Annotated in this window: 14 protein-coding genes and 1 pseudogene; 10 read left to right on the top strand and 5 right to left on the bottom strand. The window is 65.3% G+C overall.

Translation table 11 applies throughout. The annotated features are described in order from the left end of the window. Positions 1-26: 26 nt before the first annotated feature. From AB0P23_RS01795 to proB, 10 genes are all read left to right on the top strand, one after another. A complete protein-coding gene (locus AB0P23_RS01795; RefSeq protein WP_032370219.1) occupies positions 27-2027 on the top strand; it encodes an alpha/beta fold hydrolase in 2001 nt (666 codons plus the stop codon). Between the two features lie 9 nt (positions 2028-2036). Next, entirely contained in the window at positions 2037-4706 is a 2670-nt protein-coding gene (locus tag AB0P23_RS01790; RefSeq protein ID WP_032374441.1) for a valine--tRNA ligase, read from the top strand. After that, positions 4707-6137, top strand: coding sequence for a folylpolyglutamate synthase/dihydrofolate synthase family protein (locus AB0P23_RS01785; RefSeq protein ID WP_206498213.1), 1431 nt, complete (start codon positions 4707-4709; stop codon positions 6135-6137). It abuts the gene before it with no gap. Continuing rightward, positions 6134-6523, top strand: a complete 390-nt coding sequence (locus AB0P23_RS01780) for a DUF4233 domain-containing protein (RefSeq protein WP_027497558.1) — start codon at positions 6134-6136, stop codon at positions 6521-6523. Before AB0P23_RS01785 ends, AB0P23_RS01780 begins: the two co-directional genes overlap by 4 nt. 67 nt (positions 6524-6590) lie before the next feature. Further along, on the top strand, positions 6591-7010 hold the full coding sequence (ndk, locus tag AB0P23_RS01775) for a nucleoside-diphosphate kinase (protein ID WP_027497557.1): 420 nt from the start codon (positions 6591-6593) through the stop codon (positions 7008-7010). 487 nt (positions 7011-7497) lie between these two features. Then, positions 7498-11097 carry a translation initiation factor IF-2 N-terminal domain-containing protein gene (locus tag AB0P23_RS01770; RefSeq protein ID WP_206498212.1) on the top strand — a complete coding sequence of 1200 codons (3600 nt, stop codon included), beginning with the start codon at positions 7498-7500 and terminating at the stop codon, positions 11095-11097. Between the two features lie 233 nt (positions 11098-11330). Continuing rightward, positions 11331-11642 carry a 50S ribosomal protein L21 gene (gene rplU, locus AB0P23_RS01765; RefSeq protein WP_027497555.1) on the top strand — a complete coding sequence of 104 codons (312 nt, stop codon included), beginning with the start codon at positions 11331-11333 and terminating at the stop codon, positions 11640-11642. 59 nt (positions 11643-11701) lie between these two features. Continuing rightward, complete coding sequence (gene rpmA, locus AB0P23_RS01760) at positions 11702-11965, top strand: 50S ribosomal protein L27 (RefSeq protein WP_027497554.1); 264 nt, start codon at positions 11702-11704, stop codon at positions 11963-11965. A gap of 171 nt (positions 11966-12136) precedes the next feature. Next, positions 12137-13588, top strand: coding sequence for a GTPase ObgE (gene obgE, locus AB0P23_RS01755; protein ID WP_032368196.1), 1452 nt, complete (start codon positions 12137-12139; stop codon positions 13586-13588). 11 nt (positions 13589-13599) lie between these two features. Next, the gene (gene proB / locus AB0P23_RS01750) at positions 13600-14730 is read left to right on the top strand and encodes a glutamate 5-kinase (protein ID WP_045841369.1); all 1131 of its coding nucleotides are present in this window, start codon (positions 13600-13602) and stop codon (positions 14728-14730) included. Here the strand turns inward: proB and AB0P23_RS01745 are convergent. The 5 genes and pseudogenes from AB0P23_RS01745 to AB0P23_RS01725 form a co-directional block, all read right to left on the bottom strand. Next, positions 14703-15521, bottom strand: a complete 819-nt coding sequence (locus AB0P23_RS01745) for a Sir2 family NAD-dependent protein deacetylase (protein ID WP_032368456.1) — start codon at positions 15519-15521, stop codon at positions 14703-14705. The two genes, proB and AB0P23_RS01745, sit on opposite strands and share 28 nt — an antisense overlap. A 154-nt stretch (positions 15522-15675) precedes the next feature. Continuing rightward, entirely contained in the window at positions 15676-16074 is a 399-nt protein-coding gene (locus AB0P23_RS01740; RefSeq protein WP_027497550.1) for an ectoine synthase, read from the bottom strand. Between the two features lie 38 nt (positions 16075-16112). Next, the gene (gene ectB, locus AB0P23_RS01735; RefSeq protein WP_045841368.1) at positions 16113-17390 is read right to left on the bottom strand and encodes a diaminobutyrate--2-oxoglutarate transaminase; all 1278 of its coding nucleotides are present in this window, start codon (positions 17388-17390) and stop codon (positions 16113-16115) included. A gap of 48 nt (positions 17391-17438) precedes the next feature. Continuing rightward, a pseudogene (gene ectA, locus AB0P23_RS01730) lies at positions 17439-17939 on the bottom strand (diaminobutyrate acetyltransferase); the annotation flags it as partial. A gap of 198 nt (positions 17940-18137) precedes the next feature. Beyond that, positions 18138-20255, bottom strand: coding sequence for a RecQ family ATP-dependent DNA helicase (locus AB0P23_RS01725; RefSeq protein WP_032399928.1), 2118 nt, complete (start codon positions 20253-20255; stop codon positions 18138-18140). Positions 20256-20300 lie beyond the last annotated feature (45 nt).

Genomic DNA, 20300 nt, shown 5'->3' with positions numbered 1-20300 from the left:
GATCTGTTGCCACTACTGTCGTTCGCATGAGTGTCTACGACAACATCGACGAGTACATCGCGGCCCGACGTGTCACGGGGTTGGCGGTGGATCGCAGTGGTTCTCGTGCGGTCGTTGTCGTTGCTGCTCTGAGTGATTCGCGCACCGAGTACCGAACGTCGCTGTGGGAGATCGACGTGGACGGACGGTCTCCGGCGCGGCGAATCACCCACGGCGAGCTGGGCGAGAGCGCGCCGGTGTTCACCGCGTCCGGGAATCTGATGTTCTCGCGCCGCTCCAGCGAGGATGATCCGGCACAGTTGTGGATACTGCCCGCCGCCGGCGGGGAGGCCCACGTGGTCGAGACCCGGTCGGCGGGAATCGGTGACGTGCGAGCGGCTCGGTCCGTCGATCGGTTCGCCGGCTTCTCGCCGGTGTTCGGCTCGTCCACGACAGACGAGGACGACGACGGCCTGCGTACCGAGCGCAAGACGAACAAGGTGGATGCAATTCTGCACACCGGTGTGCCGGTGCGTTTCTGGGATCACGATCTCGGTCCCGCAACCCCGCATCTGTTCGCAGGCGAGACGGAAACCGACCTCGAGTCGGCACCACTGCGTGATCTGACGCGTGACGCGGCAGGCGCTCTGCAGGAAGCGGCCTTCGACATCAGCGCCGACGGCACTTTCGTCGTCTCCACGTGGTCGGTGCCCGGCCCGCTGGCAACCGTCCGCACGATACTGGTGCGCATCGACACCGGGACCGGAGAACGGACCACGATCGTCGACGACGCGGATGCCGATCTGGGTGCACCGGCCATCTCGCCCGACGGCCGTGCCGTCGCGTTCGTCCGTGAATCGATCTCGACTCCCGAACAAGCGCCACGAATGACGTTGCAGCAGTACGAGTTCGGTACGGACTCCGTCACCGATCTCGCTCCGGGCTGGGATCGATGGCCGATCGGTCCGGTCTGGCTGCCGGACGGGTCCGGCGTGTTGGTCACCGCGGACGACGACGGCCGGTCGCCGATCTTCGTGATCGAGGCGGGTGCGGAGCCGCGTCGTCTGACGCATACCGACGACGCGTACACCCACATCCATGTGTCGTCGGACGGAAAGCGCGTAGTCGCTGTGGCCGCCTCGTATCTGGCCGCCCCGCACCCGGTCTCGATCGACCTGTCCGACGGCACCGTGGTCGACCTCGACGCCGGAATCGACAACGGCCCGCTGCCCGGCACGTTGACCGAGATCGAGACCGCCGTCGAGGACGGCAGTCGAGTCCGAGGATGGCTGGCGTTGCCGCACGGTGTGTCGGACGATTCGCCCGCGCCGCTGCTGCTGTGGGTGCACGGCGGCCCACTGGGTTCGTGGAACACGTGGTCCTGGCGGTGGAATCCATGGCTGATGGTGGCGCGAGGGTACGCGGTGCTGCTCCCGGATCCGGCGTTGTCCACGGGCTACGGCCAGAATTTCGTGCAGCGTGGTTGGGGCGCGTGGGGCAGTGCCCCGTTCACCGATCTGATGGCGTTGACCGATGTGGCGGTTGCCCGAACCGATATCGACGACACGCGCACCGCCGCAATGGGTGGCTCGTTCGGCGGGTACATGGCCAACTGGATCGCCGGGCACACCGACCGATTCGACGCCATCGTCACCCACGCCAGTCTGTGGGCACTCGATCAGTTCGGACCGACGACCGACGCACCGTGGTACTGGGCGCGGGAGATGTCCCCCGAGATGGCGGTGGAGAACTCTCCGCACCTGTTCGTCGCGGACATCTCGACGCCGATGCTGGTCATCCACGGTGACAAGGACTATCGCGTGCCGATCGGCGAGGGCCTACGGTTGTGGTACGAACTGCTCAGCGAATCGGGACTGCCCGCCGACGACGACGGTCAGACCGAGCACCGATTCCTGTACTTCCCCGGCGAGAACCACTGGATTCTGACGCCTCAACACGCCAAGGTCTGGTACGAGGTGGTACTGGCATTTCTGGCGGGGCATGTCCTGGGCGAGAGCGCGTCGATGCCGCGAATACTGGGCCACTAGAATCGACCGGTGACCAGTTCAGCGCCAGAGACCCCAGACAACCCAGCCGACCGTTTGCCCAAGAGCTGGGACCCCAGCGAGGTAGAGGCCGAGCTGTACCGGGGTTGGGTGGATGCCGGTTATTTCGAGGCCGATGCCACCAGCGACAAGCCGCCGTACTCCATCGTGCTGCCGCCGCCCAACGTCACGGGCAGCCTGCACATGGGCCACGCCCTCGACCACACGTTGATGGACGCGCTGAGTCGGCGCAAGCGCATGCTCGGGTACGAGGTGCTGTGGCTCCCGGGAATGGACCACGCGGGCATCGCCACGCAGTCGGTGGTGGAGAAGCAGCTCGCCGCCGACGGAAAGACCAAGGAAGAGTTCGGTCGCGAACTGTTCATCGACAAGGTGTGGGACTGGAAGCGCGAGTCGGGCGGCACGATCGGCGGCCAGATGCGTCGTATCGGCGACGGTGTCGACTGGAGCCGTGAGCGATTCACCATGGACGACGGCCTGTCCGAGGCCGTGCAGACCATGTTCAAGCGCATGTTCGACGACGGTCTGATCTACCGCGCCGAGCGGCTGGTCAACTGGTCGCCGGTGCTGCAGACGGCCATCTCCGACATCGAGGTGAAGTTCGAGGACGTCGAGGGCGAACTCGTCTCGCTTCGATACGGGTCGCTGGACGACTCCGAACCGCACGTCATCGTGGCCACCACTCGAGTGGAGACGATGCTCGGCGACACTGCTGTGGCGGTGCACCCCGACGACGAGCGCTACCGGGCTCTGGTGGGCACCACCCTTGAGCACCCGTTCACCGGACGAAAAATACCGATCATCGCCGACGACTACGTCGATCCCGAATTCGGTACCGGCGCAGTGAAAATCACTCCGGCGCACGACCCCAACGACTTCGAGATGGGCGTTCGACACTCACTGCCGATGCCGTCGATCATGGACAAGGCCGGCCGCATCGCCGATACCGGAACGCAGTTCGACGGTATGGACCGATTCGAGGCGCGTGTCAAGGTCCGTGAGGCCCTGGCCGAGCAAGGCCGAGTGGTCGCCGAGAAGCGCCCGTACCTGCACAGCGTCGGACACTCCGAGCGCAGCGGTGAGCCGATCGAGCCGCGTCTGTCGCTGCAGTGGTGGGTCAAGGTCGACACCCTGGCCAAGGCGGCCGGTGACGCAGTTCGCAACGGCGACACCGTCATTCATCCCAAGAGTCAAGAGCCGCGCTGGTTCGCCTGGGTCGACAACATGCACGATTGGTGCATCTCGCGTCAGCTGTGGTGGGGCCACCGAATTCCGATCTGGTACGGCCCCGACGGCGAGACGGTGTGCCTGGGACCGGGGGAGACCCCACCCGAGGGGTGGGAGCAGGACCCCGACGTCCTCGACACCTGGTTCTCTTCCGGCCTGTGGCCCTTCTCGACGATGGGCTGGCCGGAGGCCACTCCCGAACTGGAGAAGTTCTATCCGACCGGCGTACTCGTCACCGGCTACGACATTCTGTTCTTCTGGGTCGCCCGGATGATGATGTTCGGCACCTACGTCGGAGCCGACGACGCCATCACCGCAGGAAAGCAGGGCCCACAGGTTCCGTTCCGAGATGTCTTCCTGCACGGACTGATTCGCGATCAGTTCGGTAAGAAGATGTCCAAGTCTCGGGGCAACGGCATCGATCCGCTCGACTGGGTCGACCGCTTCGGCGCGGATGCACTGCGGTTCACGCTGGCCCGCGGTGCCAACCCGGGTGCCGACATGTCCGTCGGCGAGGATCATGCGCAATCCTCGCGCAACTTCGCCAACAAACTGTTCAACGCCACCAAGTTCGCCCTGATGAACGGCGCAGCGCCGGCCGAGCTGCCGTCGCGCGCCGCACTCACCGACGCCGACCGTTGGATCCTCGACCGGCTCGATCAGGTTCGAGCAGAGGTGGATTCGGCGTTCGATCGCTACGAGTTCAGCAAGGCGTGCGAGGCGCTCTACCACTTCACGTGGGACGAGGTCTGCGACTGGTACCTCGAAATTGCGAAGGTGCAGTTCGCCGACGAGAGCATCGCCGAATCCACCCGTGGAGTCCTGGGCAACGTTCTCGACGCGGTGCTGCGCCTGCTGCACCCGGTCGTCCCGTTCGTGACCGAGACCCTGTGGAAGGTGCTGACCGGGGGCGAGTCCCTGGTGGTCGCCACGTGGCCGACCCCTGCCGCCGATCCGGTCGATCCTGTTGCTGCGCAACGCATCGAGGACATGCAGCGCCTCATCACCGAAATTCGTCGGTTCCGCAGCGATCAGGGGCTCAAGCCCTCGCAGAAGGTCGCCGCTCGCATCGTGGGAGTGGGCGACGCCGACCTGGAGGGCCAGATCTCGGCAGTGACCTCGCTGGCCCGGTTGACCGAGCCGGGTGCGGACTTCGCGGCGACGGCATCGGTGGAGGTGCGCACGAGCAAGGCCACCGTCGTCGTCGAGCTCGACACCTCGGGCACAGTCGATCTGGTCGCCGAACGCGCGCGACTGGTGAAGGATCTCGCTGCTGCGGAGAAGGAGTTGGCCCAGACGACCGGCAAACTGGGCAACGAGGCATTTCTGGCCAAAGCCCCGGATGCGGTGGTGGACAAGATCAGAACTCGTCAGACGATCGCTCGCGAAGAGATCGCGCGCATCGGCGCGCGCCTCGAATCGATGGGAAGCTAAGTGACCGAGCCGGACGACGCCCTGCCGTCACCACCACCGACCCCGGTCGACCTGGCCGAGCTCGCACTCGTCGAGGCCGAGCTCGACAAGCGTTGGCCAGAAACGAAGATCGAGCCGTCTACCGCCCGAATCTCGGCCCTGATGGACCTGCTCGGTTCCCCGCAGAAGGCGTATCCGTCGATCCACGTGGCCGGAACCAACGGCAAGACGTCCGTCACCCGCATGATCGATGCGTTGCTGACAGCTTTCCATCGGCGTACCGGCCGGACAACCAGCCCGCATCTGCAGATGGCCACCGAGCGGATCAGTATCGACGGCCGTCCGGTGTCCCCGCGCACCTACGTGGACACCTACAACGAGATCGCACCGTTCGTCGAGATGATCGATGCACAGTCCGAGGCCGCCGGTGGACCGCGGATGAGCAAGTTCGAGGTCGTCACCGCCATGGCGTTCGCGGCCTTCGCCGAGGCACCGGTCGAGGTCGCCGTCATCGAAACCGGGCTGGGCGGCCGCTGGGATGCCACCAACGTGGTCGACGGTGAGATCGCCGTCATCACCCCGATCGGTCTCGACCACGTCGAATTCCTCGGGGACGATCTGTCCACGATCGCGGGGGAGAAGGGCGGCATCATCAAGAAGGCACCGGAACTACTCGTGCCACGGGACACGGTGGCCATCCTCGCCAAGCAGGAACCCGAGGTGTCCGAGGTCCTGCTTCGTGCGGCGGTGCAGGCAGACGCTGCCGTGGCACGTGCCGGATCGGAGTTCACCGTTCTCGGTCGGCAGATAGCCGTGGGCGGACAACAGCTGGAGTTGCAGGGGCTGGGCGGTGTCTACACCGACATCTTCCTGCCGTTGCACGGAGAGCACCAGGCGCACAACGCCTCTCTCGCTCTCGCAGCAGTCGAGGCATTCTTCGGGGCGGGCCCGGACCGTCAACTCGACCAGGACACCGTGCGCGAAGCCTTTGCGACCGTGGTCAATCCCGGTCGTCTCGAGCGAGTGCGTAACGCGCCCACGGTGTTTCTCGATGCCGCGCACAACCCGCACGGGGCCGCTGCACTGGCGGCCGCCCTGACCGACGAATTCGACTTCCGCAAACTCGTCGGGGTCGTCAGTGTCATGGCGGACAAGGACGTCGGCGCGATCCTCGAAGCATTGGAACCGGTGTTCGACGACATCGTCGTCACCCACAACGGGTCCGGTCGAGCGATGGATGTCGACGCGTTGGCCGACATAGCCGTGGCCAAGTTCGGCGACGAGCGGGTCGTGGTGGCGTCGACGCTGCCCGATGCGCTCGAAACGGCAATCGGGTTGGCCGAAGAAGTGGCCGAGCCCGGCGAAGCCGTGTCCGGTGCCGGGGTCGTCGTCACCGGCTCGGTGGTGACCGTGGGCGCAGCGCGCACGTTGTTCGGAAAGGATCCCGCGTGAGCGAAGCAGAGTTTCGACCACCGACAACCGACCCGTGGAAGGGATTTCGCGGTGTGTCGGCGGGCACACTGGTACTGGAAGCGATCGTGACTCTGCTCGCTCTTCCGGTCGTGGCGACTCTCGGCGGCGGCGCAACGTGGTTCTCGACCACCTATATCGTGGCGCTCGCCGTGGTGATGATTCTGGCCGCGGGGAAACAGGGCGAACCCTGGGCGATGAAGCTCAACCTCGCGTTGCAGTTCTTCGTGATGGCCGGGGCGGTGTTCCATCTGTCCATCGGCGCCGTGGGTCTGATCTTCCTTGCCGTGTGGCTGTATCTGCTCTATCTGCGCCGGGACATCACCGAACGCATTCGACGCGGCATGCTGCCCGGGCAACGCGACTGACACCGGACCGGTCGGTTGGGGCCATGCGCCGCGCGACCGGGTGCCGGTGTCCATTACTGTCGTCGACGTGACCGATCGCACCCTAGTACTGATCAAGCCAGACGGAGTTGCCCGGCGTTACGTAGGAGAGATCCTCGGCCGCGTGGAGAAGAAGGGTCTGAGCATCGTCGCCCTCGAGCTCAAGACCGTCTCTCGCGACGTGGCCTCGGCTCACTACGCGGAGCACGAGAGCAAGCCGTTCTTCCCCGACCTTCTCGAGTTCATCACCTCCGGGCCCGTGGTGGCCGCGGTTCTCGAAGGCCCCCGTGCCATCGAAGCCTTCCGTCAGATCGCCGGCGGCACGGATCCGGTTGCCAAAGCAGTTCCCGGCACCATCCGAGGTGACCTGGCCCTCGACGGTCAGCAGAACCTGGTACACGGATCCGATTCGGTGGAATCCGCAGAGCGCGAGATCGCCCTGTGGTTCCCCGACTTGACCGCCTCCTAGAAGCCCGTCGCAGAGCCTTTCCGCAGTCACGCCGCACCCGCTCGACGTCCGATCGGTGCGGCGTGGCTCGTACGGATCATCGCGTGTGGGATACTCGACGGAGATCGACCCCACAGCACTTGTACGTTCACACGCTCCACCTCTGTTCAGCTCCACCGAAGTTCGCTAGAGAAAAAGTGCTCGTGGGATCGATCGGATGACTGTCGTCGACCCGCTGCCCGTCATCGCAGAGTCGCGAACGAGAGACAGGCTCGTTCGCGTTCATGCTTGATGATCAGGCGCTCGGATCGCCGAGACACCACCATCCAGCCAGGCACTGCACACGCCGTCGTCGGCCACCGAGATTCACGAGGTGGCTCACACGATTTGTGGAGAGCGAGACCGAACAGCTGACGTCCAACCCGACGTGAGTACACAAGGATTGCCCTCGCGTGGCCGCGTCACACCCGATTTCGGATGAACGCGCCCGGGGGCCCGAGGAGACTACGTGGCCGATCAAAGCCCGCCCGAAGATGTACAGAGCACGAACGCAGGAAATCCGGAGGACACCGACGCGGTGTCGTCCGCGAAATCCGACGCGGTTTCCGTGCAACCCGACACCATCGAATTGCCGACCAGGCTGCGCGTGCATGCACTGGCGAAGATTCTGGGTGTGACCAGCAAGCAGTTGCTCGTCACTCTCGGTGAGCTCGGCATCGAAGCCCGCAGCGCGCAGTCGAGTCTGAGCCGAGACGTTGCCGAGTCGGTGCGCGATTCGGTGAACGGGCCGACCGCACCCGCCCCCGATGCCTCCGCAGCGGAGTCGCCGGCACCGGATGCGTCGACAGACCAGCAGCCCGAGCCCGCATCGGTAGAGGTGCCGGCCGAGACGGCTCCCTCGGTAGAGGTCCCCGCTGCCGAGGCAACGCTGTTCACCAGCGCGCCCACGGCCGAGCCCGAGGCCGCCCAACCCACGGCCACGACCTTTGCGACGCCGGTGTTCCTGCAGCCGGCAGCGGCAGAGCCCGCAGCAGAATCGGCGGATGCGCCGTCCGAGGCCCCCGCGCGGCGTCGACGTAGCCGCAAGGCCGCACCCAAGGACGAGGCACCGTCCGATAACAACGCTACGTCCGACAAGGCCACGGACGAGCCCGCCACCGGCGAGTCACCCGTCGCCGAGAACGTCTCTACGGTCGCCTCCGACACCGCCACGCAGGACACCGCTGTGTCCGGTGCTCCCGTGTCCGAGTCCGGTGCTTCGGATGCGTCCTCCGACGAGTCCGGGGCTTCCTCGGCAGCGGACGGCTCGGGAGACGACGACGACCAGTCTCAGCCCCGTCGCCGTCGGCGCGGTCGCCGCGGTCGTGGGCGTGGACGCGGAGAGCAGTCGTCCGACGACAACTCGACCGACGACAACTCGACCGACGAGGATTCGGACGACACCGACTCCGAGACGGACAGCAGCACGTCCGCCTCTTCGGCAGACGGCGAGTCCACCGGAGCGGACGAGTCCGACGATTCCGATGCCGACGAGACCTCCGGCGACGACCAGCCCTCGAGTTCGGGACGGCGTTCGCGTCGCTCGCGGTCACGCGGCCGCGGGTCCGATCGGCAGAACGCCACGACCGACGCCACCACCGACGGGTCGGACAAGCAGGGCGAGGACAGTGACGACGAGTCCGAGTCCGGCGCTCAGGACAACTTCGGCGACTCCGACAACGGTGATTCCGACAACGGCGATTCGGACGGAGACGGCTCGAGCCGTCGTCGTCGGCGCCGCCGCCGTCGTAAGACCGGAGCCGAGGCCGCGGCAGAAGCAGCTGCGTCGTCCGAGGACGACCCGCCCAACACCGTCGTGCACGAACGCGAGCCGCGCAACAAGAGCCGCGCAGCGCGCGACGAGGTGCAGGGCATCTCCGGTTCGACTCGGCTCGAGGCGAAGCGGCAGCGTCGCCGTGACGGCCGCGATGCCGGGCGACGCCGTCCGCCGATTCTGACCGAATCGGAATTCCTCGCTCGTCGTGAGTCCGTGGACCGCGTTATGGTCGTTCGCGAGAAGGCCACCCCGGACCATCCGTTGACCACGCAGGTCGCCGTGCTCGAAGACGGCGTTCTGGTGGAGCACTTCGTGACCAGTAGCGCCACCGCCTCGATGGTCGGCAACGTCTACCTGGGCCGCGTGCAGAACGTCCTGCCCAGTATGGAAGCAGCGTTCATCGACATCGGCCGTGGTCGTAACGGTGTGCTGTACGCAGGCGAGGTCAACTGGGACGCCGCCGGTCTCGGCGGAAGCGCGCGCAAGATCGAGCAGGCCCTCAAGCCGGGCGATCAGGTTCTGGTGCAGGTCAGCAAGGACCCGGTGGGCCACAAGGGCGCTCGCTTGACGACTCAGCTGTCGTTGGCCGGACGCTTCCTCGTCTACGTTCCCGGTGGCAGTTCCACCGGCATCAGCCGCAAGCTGCCCGACACCGAGCGCAAGCGACTCAAGGAAATTCTGCGCGACATCGTTCCCCCCGAGGCCGGCGTCATCATCAGGACCGCGGCCGAGGGCGTCAGCGAGGAAGAACTCGCGCGCGACGTGACGCGGCTGCAGGCCCAGTGGGCCAGCATCGAAGAGCGGTCCGCGAACGCCGAAACAGGCAAGGGCGTGCAGCCCCAGACGCTGTACGAAGAGCCCGACATGCTGGTGAAGGTCATCCGCGACCTCTTCAACGAGGACTTCTCGAAGCTCGTCATCGAGGGCGACAAGGCGTGGACGACCACGTCGAACTACGTGGAGACCGTGGCTCCGGACATGATGGAGCGCCTGCAGCGCTACGAGGCCAACGGCAGCTCCGTGGACGTGTTCGCAGCTCACCGCATCGACGAACAGCTGGCCAAGGCCCTCGATCGCAAGGTGTGGTTGCCCTCGGGCGGCACGCTGGTGATCGATCGCACCGAGGCGATGACGGTCGTCGACGTCAACACCGGAAAGTTCACCGGCTCCGGCGGCAACCTGGAAGAGACCGTCACCCGCAACAACATCGAGGCGGCCGAAGAAGTCGTCCGCCAGATGCGTCTGCGCGACATCGGCGGCATGATCGTCGTCGACTTCATCGACATGGTGCTGGAATCGAACCGTGATCTGGTGCTCCGCCGCCTGACCGAGGCGTTGGGCCGTGACCGGACCCGTCATCAGGTGTCGGAGGTGACCTCCCTCGGTCTGGTGCAGATGACGCGCAAGAAGCTCGGCACGGGATTGGTCGAGGCCTTCTCCACCACGTGCGAGCACTGCCAGGGTCGCGGAATCATCGTGCATCCGTTCCCCATTGACGCCAAGCCGGACTCCGACGGTGGACGCCCGAGCTCGTCACGTTCGGACTCGAACGGTTCGGGCAACGGCAGCAGGCGTCGACGCGGCAAGGACGCCAAGTCCGACGGAAACGATCGGTCCGACAACACCGAGCGGTCGACGCCCAACGGACAGTCGGGCACGACGGACGGGACCGACCACCCGGTGGTCGACCCGTCGATCAAGCGGGCACACCCCGTGGCTCTGGCGATGGCAGCGCATCACGACGACGTGGTGGCCGATGTCAGCCCCGCGGAGGTCTCGCAGGCATCGTCCGGCTCCGCCGGTGACAAGGACGAGTCGGTCACCGTGGTCTCGGCGGAGGACGTGGCTGTCGCGGCAGCGGCGAACGAGGACGCGGACGTCGCGCAGGCAACCGTGGACAGCGCGCAGTCTCACGAGCCGGTGCCGGCTGCAGAATCCGCCGGCGACGGCGGTTCCGCAGATACCGGGGCGACGCAGTCCTCCGACGCCACCCCCGCTCAGCCGGAGCCGGTGGTGGCCACTCCACGCCGGGGTCGACGGGTGGCGCGGAAGGCCGCCGCGCCGACCAGTGCTGCGCCGGATGCCGGTGTGCTGATGGTGGTTTCGGCCACGGCAGACGCCGACGATGGTGCCGACGCAGGTTCGGTCGGCGGTGACACGGTGGCCGATTCAGCACCGCTGACAGCGGCGGCGGAGCAGCCTGTCGAGCAGGTGGACGTGCCGACCGCACGTCCGCGCAGGAGACGGGCAGCGGCACGTCCGGCAGGCCCGCCGGTGGACATCGATGTGTAGGGGTCGAGGCGGTTTGACCCTGGCCGTCTCTCTGCCGTAACCTTGATAAGTCGCTCCCGGTGACACTGTCTTGTTGTGCCTAGCGGTCCTGCAAGTGGAAACAGTTCTCGAGTGGTTCGGATGCAGTTCGGTCCGAATCGGCCGAATGGGAGCAAGCAAACACGTTTTACCAGACCAGTCGCGGTGCCATGCGCAACGCGAGCAAGTTCGAAGAAGCAAGGGGTAGCCCTCCGATGGCAACGTACGCGATCGTCAAGACCGGCGGAAAGCAGTACAAGGTCGCTGTTGGTGACCTCGTCAAGGTCGAGAAGATCGAGGGAGCGCCCGGCACTGCTGTCTCGCTTGCTCCGGTCCTCGTCGTAGACGGATCCGACCTGACCACAGATGCAGACAAGCTGGCAAAGATCTCGGTCGCCAGTGAGATCGTCGAGCACACCAAGGGCCCGAAGATCCGCATCCACAAGTTCAAGAACAAGACCGGATACCACAAGCGTCAGGGACACAGGCAGAAGCTGACTGTCCTCAAGGTCACCGGCATCAAGTAACCAGGTCTTACCGGACCCGAGTTCTTTTCAGCTGATTCACCCCGAGGAGGGTATGCAACATGGCACATAAGAAGGGTGCATCAAGCTCCCGTAACGGTCGCGACTCGAACGCACAGCGCCTCGGCGTCAAGCGCTTCGGCGGCCAGACCGTCGGCGCAGGCGAGATCCTGGTCCGCCAGCGCGGCACGCACTTCCACCCCGGCGTCAACGTCGGCCGTGGCGGCGACGACACCTTGTTCGCACTCGCTCCCGGCGCAGTCGAATTCGGTGCCAAGCGCGGACGCAAGACCGTGAACATCGTTCCGGTCACTGTAGAGGCCTAGTCCTTCTGCAGCTCGCGCTCACGATGACCGGCACGGCAGGCAACTGCCCGGGTCGGACGTCCACCGCGCACGTTCACAGCGCCCGATAGGGGCGGACCAGGGTCACGAGACCGGTCCGCCCCTATCGCTTTTTTCACCCCGTTTTTCTTCCAGAAAGGATCGAAGACAGCTATGTCACGATTCATCGACCGCGTGGTGCTGCACGTCAGCGCCGGCAAAGGTGGCAACGGCTGCTCTTCGGTTCACCGCGAGAAGTTCAAGCCTCTCGGCGGCCCGGACGGCGGCAACGGCGGTCAGGGTGGCGGAGTCATCTTCGTCGTCGACAGCAACGTCCACACATTGCTCGACTTCCACTTCTCCAGTCATGCGAAGGCCGGCAACGGAACTCAGGGCATGGGCGGAAACCGAGAAGGGGCCAACGGAGAGGACCTGATTCTCAAGGTCCCCGACGGCACCGTCGTGCTCGACAAGAAGGGCAACGTCCTCGCCGACATGATCGGTGAGGGAACGCGTTTCGACGCCGCTCCCGGCGGGCGCGGCGGGCTCGGCAACGCAGCACTGGCGTCCAAGGCTCGTCGAGCGCCCGGTTTCGCTCTGCTCGGCGAAGAGGGCATCGAACGCGAACTCGTCCTCGAACTCAAGTCCGTCGCCGACGTCGGCCTCGTCGGATTCCCGTCGGCCGGTAAGTCCTCGTTGGTTTCGGTTCTTTCCGCAGCGAAGCCGAAGATCGCCGACTACCCGTTCACCACACTGGTGCCCAACCTCGGTGTCGTCTCCAGTGGAGACACCACGTTCACCGTCGCCGACGTCCCCGGACTGATCCCCGGCGCGAGTCAGGGCCGCGGTCTCGGACTGGACTTTCTGCGTCACCTCGAGCGATGCGCTGTGCTCGCACACGTAGTCGATTGCGCGACACTGGATCCGGGCCGTGACCCGATCTCCGACGTCGACGCTCTCGAAGCGGAGCTGGCGGCCTACAAGCCGGCCCTGTCCGGTGATGCCAGCCTCGGTGATCTCGCCGACCGGCCCCGCATCGTCGTACTGAACAAGGCAGACATTCCCGAGGGTGCCGAGCTCGCCGAAATGGTCACCGCGGAATTCGAGTCTCGCGGCTGGCCGGTGTTCACCATCTCCGCAGTGACGCGCGCCGGTCTCAAGCCTCTGACGTTCGCGTTGGCGAAGCTCGTCGAGGATTACCGCACAGCGCACCCGGCACCGGAGCCGCGGCGTCAGGTGCTGCGTCCCGTCGCACGAAACGACGACAGCTTCAAGGTCGTCAAGGATCCGGACATCCCGGACGGCTTCATCGTGCGCGGTACCCGTCCGGAACGGTGGGTGCGCCAGACGCAGTTCACCAATGACGAGGCTGTCGGCTACCTCGCGGACCGCCTCGCGCGGCTCGGCGTCGAGGATGCACTGATCAAGGCGGGCGCTCAGCCGGGCGCGTCGGTCACCATCGGCGACGTGTCCTTCGATTGGGAACCGCAGACCCCGGCCGGTGTCGAGATCACGATGACCGGTCGCGGCACCGATGCTCGACTCGATCAGGTCGAGCGCATCGGTGCCTCCGAGCGCAAGCACGCCCGTCAGGTTCGCCGCGGGCTCGATACCGAACAGGAGTAGACGAGGTGTCGGTGCGTGAATCCGATTCGCCCGCAGAGGCTCTCACCGATACCCGTCGTACGATCGCCGACGCCAAGCGCATCGTGGTCAAGATCGGATCCTCGGCGCTCACCAGCCTCGATGCCGGTCTCGATCTGGCTCGACTGGACCTGTTGGCCGACGCCATCGAGTCGCGGATGCGTAGCGGCACCGACGTGGTCGTCGTCTCGTCGGGCGCGATCGGTGCAGGCATGGCACCACTCGGCCTCACCAGACGCCCGCGTGACCTCGCAACGAAGCAGGCTGCGGCGAGCGTAGGGCAGCTTGCTCTGGTCCACGCCTGGAGTTCGTCGTTCCACCGGTACGGCCGCACGGTCGGGCAGGTGTTGCTGACCGCCGAGGACATCGCGCGGCGAACCAATCACCGTAATGCGCAGCGCACCTTGGATCGGCTACGGTCGCTCGGCGCAGTAGCGATCGTCAACGAGAACGACACCGTGGCCACCGCCGAGATTCGGTTCGGTGACAACGATCGGTTGGCGGCACTCGTGGCACACCTCGTCGGTGCCGACGCGCTGTTCCTGCTCTCGGATGTGGACGGGCTGTACGACGGTGACCCGCGTAAGGGCTCGGCCACGTTGATCCCCGAGGTGACCAGCCCGGAGGATCTGGACGGCGTCGTCGCCGGGTCCGGGGGAGCGCTCGGTACCGGCGGTATGGCCTCCAAACTCTCTGCTGCGCGCCTGGCGGCCGACGCCGGGGTTCCGGTGCTGCTGGCCGCGGCATCCGATGCTGCTCACGCTCTGACGACATCCGTAGTGGGCACCGCCTTCGCGGCGCGCCCGACGCGGTTGTCGGCACGAAAGTTCTGGGTGCGGCATGCGGCCGATGCGGCAGGTGAGCTACACCTCGATGCCGGTGCCGTGCGAGCAGTCGTCGAGCGGCGCAGGTCGTTGTTGTCTGCGGGGATCACGGCCGTGTCCGGTTCTTTTCACGGCGGAGACGTCGTCTCTCTCGTCGATACCGACGGTGTACTGGTGGCCCGTGGGGTCGTCGCCTACGACTCCGGGGAGTTGTCCGGAATGCTCGGGCGGTCCACGGGGGAGTTGGCCGCGGAGCTACAGCGTCCGGTGGTTCACGCGGACGATCTCGTCCGCGCCTGATCGGACGCGTCGGCCAGCGCTGTCGCTGTTTCCGAACAGCCGGTATGCAGTGTGAGAGAGGCGAATTCGTCGCCACGGGTAGAACCCCGATTGACGATGACAACGGGCGTGCCGGTCTTGAACGCGTGTCTGACGAATCGCAGGCCCGACATCACGGTCAGCGAGGACCCCAGCACCAGCAGCGCGTCGCTGCGATCGACGAGGTCGAAGGCCTCGGCAACGCGCGGTTTGGGGACACTCTCGCCGAAATAGACGATGTCGGGTTTGAGTATGCCGGAACAGGATTCGCAATCGACCATCCGAAAATGCGCGGTGGACGAGATGATCGCGTCGGCGTCGGGTGCGATCTCGACGCCCTCGGCCGGAGCAACGGATTCGACGAAGCCGGGGTTGGCTCGATCCAAGCGTCTGGCCAACTCGAACCTCGACACCAACCGCTCGCAGTTCAGGCAGCGCACGCGGGCGTAGACACCGTGGAGATCGATGACGTTGCGGCTGCCGGCCTTGGTGTGCAGCATATCGACGTTCTGGGTGATGATGCCGGTGACGACTCCTGCGCGTTCGAGACGGGTCAGGGCTCGGTGGCCGTCGTTGGGCACTGCCGCGTCCATGTGTCGCCAACCCACGTGATTACGCGCCCAGTAGTGCCTTCTGAACTCGGCATCACCGATGAACTGCTGAAAAGTCATCGGATTGCGCGGTGGTGACTTCGGACCCCGATAGTCCGGAATTCCGGAGTCGGTCGACATGCCGGCACCGGTGAGCACTGCAACAGTTCTTCCGTCCAGCATCGAGAGCAATTGCCGATACGTTTCCGCGGGCGCGGTCGGAGCATTCACCTCGTCCAGGATAGCGAAGAGTCGTGTCACGCATCGACCGACAACGACGACACCGGGCCCGCACCGACGATGCGTCGGTGCGGGCCCGGTGTTGTGACGAAATGCGTTACGCAGGTACCTCGACGAGGGGGTACACGCCGTTTTCGTCGTGCGTCTCGTTGCCGACGACCGGCGGGTTGAACACACACAGCATGCGCATTGTCGTGCGCGGCTCCACGGTGTGACGCTCGTGCCCGTTGAGCAGGTACATCGACCCCGGTCCGAGCTCGTACGTCTGTCCGGTCTCGCGATCGGTCAGCGTTCCTTCACCCTCGATGAGCCACACCGCTTCGACGTGGTTCGCGTAGTGGAAGTTGTTCACCGTTCCGGGCTGGATGGTGGTCTCGTGGAACGAGAAGCCGACCTTGTCACCGCCCAGAATGATTCTCTTGCTGCGCCAGTTGCCGTCCTCGCTCGAGATGTCGCGGTCGGTTCCGGTGATTTCTTCGGTGGTGCGAACGATCATGCGATGTCTCCTTCGATGTCGGTGTGTGCTGGACGCTGCTAGGACAGAACTTTCGCCACTGCACTTTCGATGATGTCCAGGCCGCGGTCGAGCTCGTCGATCGTCGTGGTCAACGGGGGAAGAAGCTTGACGACCTCGTCCTTGGGGCCCGCGGTCTCGACGAGCAGACGCTCGTCGTAGCACAGCTGAGACACCTTGCCGGCCAACTCCGCGTCGTCGAACACCAGAGCCTGGACCATGCCGCGACCGCGAGTCGAGATGCCGTCGAACTTGGCGCACAACTTCATGAACCGATCCTGGATGTGCTCGCCCTTGGCGAGGGTTTCCTTCTCGAACTTGTCGTCGGACCAGTAGTGGTCGATGGCTGCCTTTGCCGTGACGAACGACGGGTTGAAGCCGCGGAAGGTGCCGTTGTGCTCACCCGGTGCCCAGACGTCCAGCTCGGGCTTGAACAGTGTCAGCGCCAGCGGCATGCCGTAGCCGCCGATGGACTTCGACAGGGTGACGATGTCCGGGGTGATGCCGGCTTCCTCGAACGAGAAGAACTGGCCGGTGCGGCCGCAGCCCATCTGCACGTCGTCGACGATCAGCAGAATTTCGCGTCGCGAGCACAGTTCGGCCAACGCGCGCAACCACTCCGGTCGTGCGACGTTGATTCCGCCCTCGCCCTGAATGGTCTCTACGATCACCGCGGCCGGTCGGTTGAATCCACTGCCCGAGTCGTCGAGAACGCGCTCGAACCACTGGAAGTCCTCGGTGACGCCGCCGAAGTAGTTGTCGTACGGCATCGGAGTGGTGTGCACCAATGGAATTCCGGCGCCAGCTCGCTTCATCGAGTTGCCGGTGACCGACAACGCGCCAAGTGTCATGCCGTGGAATGCGTTGGTGAAGTTGATGATCGCCTCGCGCCCGGTGACCTTGCGAGCGAGCTTGAGCGCTGCCTCGACGGTGTTGGTGCCCGTCGGACCGGGGAACTGAACCTTGTAGTCCAAGCCGCGGGGGTCGAGGATGTTCTTCTTGAACGACTCGAGGAACTCACGCTTGGCGACGGTGGACATGTCGAGTCCGTGCGTGATGCCATCGCTGGTGATGTAGTCCACCAACGCGCTCTTGATCATGTCGTTGTTGTGGCCGTAGTTGAGTGCGCCTGCGCCACCGAAGAAATCGAGGTAGTCGTTGCCGTTCTCGTCGGTGATGACCGAGTTCTTCGCTGTGGTGAATACGGCGGGCCACTGGCGACTGTAGCTACGCACGCCGGACTCGACGGTCTCGAATACGTCGGGCTTCTCTGTTGTCACTGTGTTCTTTTCGGTCATGTTCTGCTTGTTCCTTTCGTAATTCCGCGATGCGTCCGGGCCTACGGTGTAGAGCTCTTCTGCTTCGTGGCTATCAGGGAAATCGTTGGGCGCGAACAAATCCGACTTGACGATGTCGGTACCTCGCTTGCGTGCGAGGCTGGTGAAGGTTGCGATGGACGCTTCGTTGTCCGGGCTGATCGTGGTTTCGAGGTGCGTGATGCCCTGTGGCTCGAGGCGGTCGAGCAGCTCCATGAGCATGCGACCGGCAAGTCCCTTGCCGCGCTGGTCCGCATCCACGGCGACCTGCCACACGAACAGCGTTCGAGGGGCGTCCTGGCGGATGTATCCGGTGACGAAACCGACTGCGCGGCCGTCGATGTCGGACACGACGGTGGTGGCCGCGAAATCTCGGCACCACAACACGTACGAGTAGCTGGAGTTCAGATCCAGAACTCGTGAATCTCTTGCGATCTCCCAGAGCCGGACTCCGTCGGAGATCTGTGGCTTACGAAACTTCACTGCGTCCGGCGCAGTGAGCGGGGTACCTCTCAGCAATGCAGGCTTCATAGGAAATACGACCGTAACAAGGAGTCGGGAGCATATCGAGTGCGTCGGAGAATCGACGCCCGAATCGAACATGCTTTGCCTGGTTAACCGCCGATTGTGATGGTGCTCACATATTTCGGGATCGGCTGGCGGTACCCATCTGGCGCGTTTTCAAACTCGCATTCCGAGAAGGCCCTGGTTCGGCGATGCCAATGCGCCCTATTTGGGCGTTGCCAATGCGAAGGGGAGGATCGCATCCGCTCCCGCAGCCTGCAGTGCAGCGGTCGCACACGTGAACGTCCAACCGGTGTCGGTGAGCAGATCGACGAGCAGAATCGGCCCGTCTACGGACGATACGTCCGGAACCTCCCACGAGTCCACCAGGCCGGCAACTCGGAAGGCCGAATTTGCGGCCGATACCGGAGGATGTCCCGGTCTGACCTGCATCACTCCCAGGTTCTCCAGCTTCCCGACGGTTGCCAGGCGCTCGGCTACCGAGCGCACCAGCAGCGGGTGGGTGGGGGAGTCCAGGGCCAGCACGGCGGTCGGGCGGTCGGCCCAGTCCCAGTTGGCCAGCACCGAGATGCAGGCCTTCTCCAGCGCTTCGGTGACGGGAGCGTCGGGTGCATCCAGCAGGGCTCGCAAGCGTCCACCCCACCCGAGGTCGGTGAGGCGGCCGAGAACGCGACCCGGTCGGTGCGGGTTGCCGATCTTGCCCGAGAGCGATACACCGAGCTTTTTCATCCCACTGGGCCACTGCTTTCGGGGCTGGAGATCGAGTCCGGGGCGATCGAGCCGGGCCCTCGCAGAGTCGACCGACGTGGCATCGACCGCGGACGAGAGATGCTCGCCCGTGCAGTTGTCGCATCGGCCGCAACGGTCGGACTCGGTGCCGGGTGCGCCGAGATCGGGGTCGTCGAGCTGCCGACGAAGAAATTCCATCCGGCACCCATCGGTGCTCTGGTAGTCGAGCATCGCCTGCTGCTCACGGTCCCTGGCTTGCTCGAGGCGTTCGTAGCGGCTCGCGTCGTACGTCCACGACTCACCGGTGGCCATCCAACCGCCACGGACGCGTCTGACGGCACCGTCGACGTCCAGGACCTTGAGCACCATCTCGAGCCTGCTGCGATTGAGCTCGACCAGTGGCTCGAGAGCTTGGGTCGACTGAGCCTTGTCGGTATCGAGTGCCTCGATGACCTGTCGCACGAGATGTTCCCGCGGGAATGCGACGGAGGCGAAATAACTCCAGATCTGCCGGTCCTCGTGGCCGGGGAGGAGCACGACGTCGGCGCGTTCGGTGGCGCGGCCGGCGCGACCGACCTGCTGGTAGTAGGAGATCGGCGAGGACGGTGCCCCCATGTGCACGACGAAGCCGAGGTCGGGTTTGTCGAACCCCATGCCGAGTGCGGAGGTCGCGACGAGCGCCTTGACCCGGTTTGCGAGTAGGTCGGCTTCGAGTGATTCGCGTTCGGTGGGGTCGGTCTGACCGGTGTACGACGCCACGACGTGGCCCTGGTCGGTGAGCAGCGCGGCGAGATCCTTGGCGGCCGAGACCGTCAGCGTGTAGATGATTCCCGAGCCCGGCAGGGTCTTCAGGTGATCGCCGAGCCACGCTGCGCGCTCGGTGGCGTTCTCGATCCGCACCACCGACATCCGTAGTGAGTCTCGTGCGAGTCCGCCGCGTAGGACCAGGGTGTCTCCGCCGCCGACCCCGAGTTGGGCGGCGACGTCGTCGACCACCCGGTCGTTCGCGGTCGCCGTGGTGGCCAGCACGGGTATGCCGTCGCGCAGTTCGGCGATGAGGGTGCGGATCCGCCGGTAGTCGGGCCGGAAATCATGTCCCCAATCGGAGACACAGTGGGCCTCGTCGACCACGACCAGGCCGGCGTCACCGGCCAACGACGGCAGCACCTGGTCGCGGAAGTCGGGATTGTTCAGGCGCTCGGGGCTGACCAACAGCACGTCGAGCTCGCCCGAGTTCACCTGTTGATGGATCTCGTCCCACTCGGTCATGTTGCCCGAGTTGATGGTCGCCGCCCGCACCCCGGCGCGCTGCGCAGAGGCGACCTGGTTTCGCATCAACGCCAGCAGTGGCGACACGATGACCGTCGGTCCCAGACCCTGGGCGCGCAGTAGTTTCGCGGCGATGAAGTAGACAGCCGACTTACCCCAACCGGTCCGCTGGACCACCAACGCACGCCGACGGTGCACGACCAGCGCCTCTATTGCCGTCCACTGGTCCTCGCGCAACACCGCTTCGGGGCCGGCGAGCTCACGCAGCAGCCTTTCGGCGTCTTCGCGCAAGTTGCCTACGGTCGCGTGCGTCGCTGTCGTCATACTGTTCATCGTGCAGCATCGGTACGACAGAGAGCAGAGCCGGCG

It is taken from the genome of Rhodococcus sp. NPDC077669 (assembly GCF_040686915.1).
GTDB classification, from domain to species: Bacteria; Actinomycetota; Actinomycetes; order Mycobacteriales; family Mycobacteriaceae; genus Rhodococcoides; species Rhodococcoides fascians.
Note: the sequence above shows the minus strand (reverse complement) of the source record. Positions and strands in the feature narration are given on the sequence as shown.